This window comes from Mesorhizobium sp. M1E.F.Ca.ET.041.01.1.1, assembly GCF_003997355.1.
Lineage (GTDB): Bacteria > Pseudomonadota > Alphaproteobacteria > Rhizobiales > Rhizobiaceae > Mesorhizobium.
The window spans coordinates 1-3,741 of sequence record NZ_RZSL01000573.1 but is presented as its reverse complement, the minus strand read 5'-3'; the positions used below and the strand labels follow the sequence as shown (position 1 = coordinate 3,741).

The 3,741-nt window shown below is 62.1% G+C and carries 5 protein-coding genes and 1 pseudogene; all 6 read right to left on the bottom strand.

Annotation, left to right across the window (positions count from 1 at the left end; translation table 11 throughout):
- Positions 1 to 269, bottom strand: a 269-nt coding sequence (locus tag EOA38_RS30435; RefSeq protein WP_145966131.1) for an NAD(P)-binding domain-containing protein, incomplete at its 3' end; no start/stop codon positions are given.
- Between the two features lie 117 nt (positions 270 to 386).
- Entirely contained in the window at positions 387 to 1,211 is an 825-nt protein-coding gene (locus tag EOA38_RS30430) for an ABC transporter permease (RefSeq protein ID WP_127300974.1), read from the bottom strand.
- Complete coding sequence (locus EOA38_RS30425; RefSeq protein ID WP_127300973.1) at positions 1,208 to 1,924, bottom strand: ABC transporter permease; 717 nt, start codon at positions 1,922 to 1,924, stop codon at positions 1,208 to 1,210. Before EOA38_RS30425 ends, EOA38_RS30430 begins: the two co-directional genes overlap by 4 nt.
- A gap of 78 nt (positions 1,925 to 2,002) precedes the next feature.
- Complete coding sequence (locus EOA38_RS30420) at positions 2,003 to 2,788, bottom strand: ABC transporter substrate-binding protein (RefSeq protein ID WP_126093927.1); 786 nt, start codon at positions 2,786 to 2,788, stop codon at positions 2,003 to 2,005.
- A 151-nt stretch (positions 2,789 to 2,939) separates the two neighbouring features.
- Positions 2,940 to 3,455, bottom strand: coding sequence for a molybdopterin-guanine dinucleotide biosynthesis protein B (gene mobB / locus EOA38_RS30415; RefSeq protein ID WP_127300972.1), 516 nt, complete (start codon positions 3,453 to 3,455; stop codon positions 2,940 to 2,942).
- Positions 3,452 to 3,741, bottom strand: a pseudogene (locus EOA38_RS30410) (molybdenum cofactor guanylyltransferase MobA); the annotation flags it as partial. The pseudogene EOA38_RS30410 and the gene mobB, both read right to left, overlap by 4 nt.

Sequence of the window (3,741 nt, the reverse complement as noted above, 5' to 3'; positions counted from 1 at the left end):
CCCTTCTTCATCGAGGCAAAGGCGCCCTTGGCGCCGGTCGTCACCGAGCGCAGGTCGTCGTCATTGCCGACGCAGGAGAAAACGAAGTCCTTGCCTTCGGCCGCTTCGGCCGGCGTCAGCGCCAGCTTGCCGCCATGCTGGGCGACCCATTGCTCGGACTTGGCGGTGGTGCGGTTGTAGACGGTGACGTCGTGGCCGCCCTTGTTCCTGAGATGCCCGGCCATCGGGTAGCCCATGACGCCAAGACCGAGAAATGCAACCGATGCCATTAAGCCTGCCTTCCAACAAAACGGAGATTTCAGTGGCGGAAGGTCTAGGCTATGGGAAAAATTCGTCAAGGCACGCAGAGCCGCATCGGCTGGTGCAGGCCGATCCGCATGCGGGCTTTATCGTTTGAGGTGAACGGTGATCCGGCGCTCGATCCATTCGACACCGTGGCGCAGGATCTCGACCATCACCAGATAAACGATCGCCACCCAGATATAGGCCTGGATGTCGAAGGATTTTGCATAGGCGAGCTTGGCGTTGCCCATCAGGTCGTAGACGGTGATGATGGCGACGATGGCGGAGGCCTTGATCATCAGGATGAGCTCGTTGCCGTAAGGTCGCAACGCCACGATGATCGCCTGCGGCATGATGACCTTGCGCAGCGTCTGCAGCTTGTGCAGGCCGAGCGATGCGGCGCCTTCCCACTGGCCCCTCGGCACGCTCTCGATGGCGCCGCGCAGGATTTCAGCCTGGTAGGCGGCAGTGTTGAGCGAGAAGGCAAAGACGCCGCAATAGAAGGCTTCGCGGAAGAACCACCACAGGCCGACCGTTTCGAGTTCCGGCCGAAAGGAGCCGACGCCGTAATAGACGAGGTAGGTCTGCACGAGCAGCGGCGTGCCGCGGAAGAAATAGACGTAGCAATAGGCAAGACCGGACAGGATCCTGTTCTTCGACATGCGTCCATAGGCGACGGGCAGCGACAGGATCGCGCCGGTCACCATCGAGATGGCCACCAGCGACAGGGTGGTCCCAAGTCCTTGCAGATAGGCCGGCGCGTATCTGGCGAAGAACTCGGCGTTCCAGGCGTGGACCAGATAGGCCACGATGCCGAGACCGAAGAGGACCCACACGCCGACCAGCGCATAGCCGACGATGCGGGCGCGCGGCCAGCCGCGCGCCTGCGGCGGCGGTTTGTCGATGGCGATAGCCTGGCTGACGCTCATCGCGCTTCCCTCCGCCCGAGCGAGCGCAGGATATAGCCGGTGGCGATCGACGACAGGACGGCCAGCACAAGGAAGACCAGCGCCGCGACGCTGTAGAAGAGGAACGAATGCTTGGTGACGCGGGCGGCAACGCCGGCGTTGCGCAAGGTTTCAGCGAGGTTGACGACCGAAACCAGCGAGGTGTCCTTGAGCAGGCTGAGCCAGCAATTCTCCAGGCCCGGGAAAGCGATGCGCAGCAGTTGCGGCAGGATGACCAGGCGCATGGTCTGCCATTTCGAAAGGCCGATGGCGTAGCCGCCCTCATACTGGCCCTTGGGAATGGCGCGAAAGGCGGAAAGAAAGACCTCGCTGGCATAGGACGAGAAGATCAGCGACAGCACGATCATGCCGGCAATGAAGCTGTTCACGTCGACCGTCGCCTCGGGTTCGAACAGGCGCACGACATATTGCAGCAGCAGCGGCATGCCGAAGAAGAACAGGAACAGCGTCACCAGTTCGGGGAGGCCGCGAAAGACCGTTGTGTAGATGTTGGCCGCGAGCCGCAGCGACGGCTCCTGGGACTGTTTGGCGAAGGCGACGAAAAAGCCGATCACCAAGCCGATCGGAAGGGTGGCGAGCGCCAGCGATATCGTGACCAGCACGCCAGAGGCGATATCGTCACTCCAGCCATCAGGGCCCCAACTGAGAAGTGTCCAAATGCTTTGGGCCGGCATTGGCGGGGCGTGTCTCCGTGGCGATCCCGGAATGAAGGAAGGGCGGTGAGGTGGTCCTCACCGCCCCGAGCGCAATGATCAGGACTCGGCGCCGTAGACGTCGAACTTGAAGTACTTGTCGTTGATTTCCTTGTACTTTCCGTTGGCGCGGATGGCGTCGATCGCGGAATTCAGCTTGTTGACCAGGTCAGTTTCGCCCTTGCGCACGGCAATGCCGGCGCCCGGTCCGAAGATCTCGACCGGCTGCGGCGATGGCTGGCCGAGGATCTTGCAGCAGGCGCCGTCGGGCGAATCCAGCCACTGCTGCAGCACGACGATATCGTCCTCGATGGCGTCGAGACGGCCGTTGGCGAGGTCAGCCTGCTCCTCGGGGCTGCTCGGATAGCCCTTGATCGTGCTGTCCGTGTAGGTCTTCGAGGCATAGTTGAAATGGGTCGTCGTGGTGGCGACGCCGATGTTCTTGCCAGCGAGGTCTTCCTTGGTCACGCCCTTGAGCGGCGAATCCTTCGGCACCGCGATCGCCGACGGCGTGTTGTAGTATTTGTGGGTGAAGTCGACCTTTTCCTGGCGCTCGGGCGTGATCGACATCGAGGCGACGATGGCGTCGAACTTGCCGGCCTGGAGCGCCGGGATGATGCCGTCCCAGTCCTGCGCGACGAAGGTGCACTTCACCTTCATTTCGTCGCAGAGGGCTTTGGCGATGTCGATGTCGAAGCCGACCAATTGGCCGTCCGAGGTCAGGTTGTTGAAGGGCGGATACGCGCCTTCGGTGCCGATCCTCAGGGTCTTTTCCTGAGCCTGGGCGACGCCAAGTGTCAGCAGCGCGGCCGAAGCGGCGAGCGCGATACGCAGTGCAATACGCATGATAATCCTCTCATATTGTCATGGCCGCTGTCCCGTGCGGCTCTTGTGGGCGGGGCTTCTTGACCGCCCGCTGCGCGGGATACTCCCACTCTTTCCAAGAAAAAAGCAACTGCAAATCAACAGCAAACGACAATCACCGTGTGCCGCAGCGTTACTTGCCTTTTGTGACGAGGCCGGTGGCGCGTTCGATAAAGTCGGCTATCGATTTCGTATCGTCGAGGTCGAAGACAGGCAGGTTTTCGCCCTCGACCGGGAAGTCGGCGGCGACAGCGACGATGTTCGGGTCGCTGGCGGAAAGCGGCATCCGGTCCTTGGCGTCCAGCCGTCTCGCCTCGATCTTCTTGTGCGCTTCGCGCTTGTAGCCTTCGACGAGCACGATGTCGGAAGGCGTCAGCCGCGCCAGGATTTCGTCCAGCTTCGGCTCGTCCTCGTTGCGAAGCTCGTGCATCAGCGCCCAGCGCCGGCCGGAGACGATCGCGACCTCCATGGCGCCGGCCTGGCGATGACGGAAACTGTCTGTGTCAGGCTTGTCGATGTCGAAGTCATGATGGGCATGCTTCACCGTCGAGACCGTCCAGCCGCGGCGGACCAGGTCGGCGACCAGCTTTTCGGTCAGGGTCGTCTTGCCGGAGTTCTTCCAGCCGGTGATGCCGAATACGCGTCTCATGGCTGGAGGCTTTGCAACAGACGTTCGGCCTGCGCAAGATCGTCCGGCGTGTTGATGTTGAAGAACGGGTCGATCCGCTGGCCTTCGGCCTCGATCATCGGAAACTCCACCTGGACAAAACCGTGCCGCTCCATGAAGGCCGAGACGCGGCGATTGTCCTCGTCGATCAGGAAATGGCGCAGGTCATCACTGAGGCCAAGTGGCCAGAGCGCGAAAGTCGGGTGCCATCTGTCGTCGGAACTGGCGACCGCGATCGCACCCGGCCGCTCCCTGGCAGCGGCTGCGA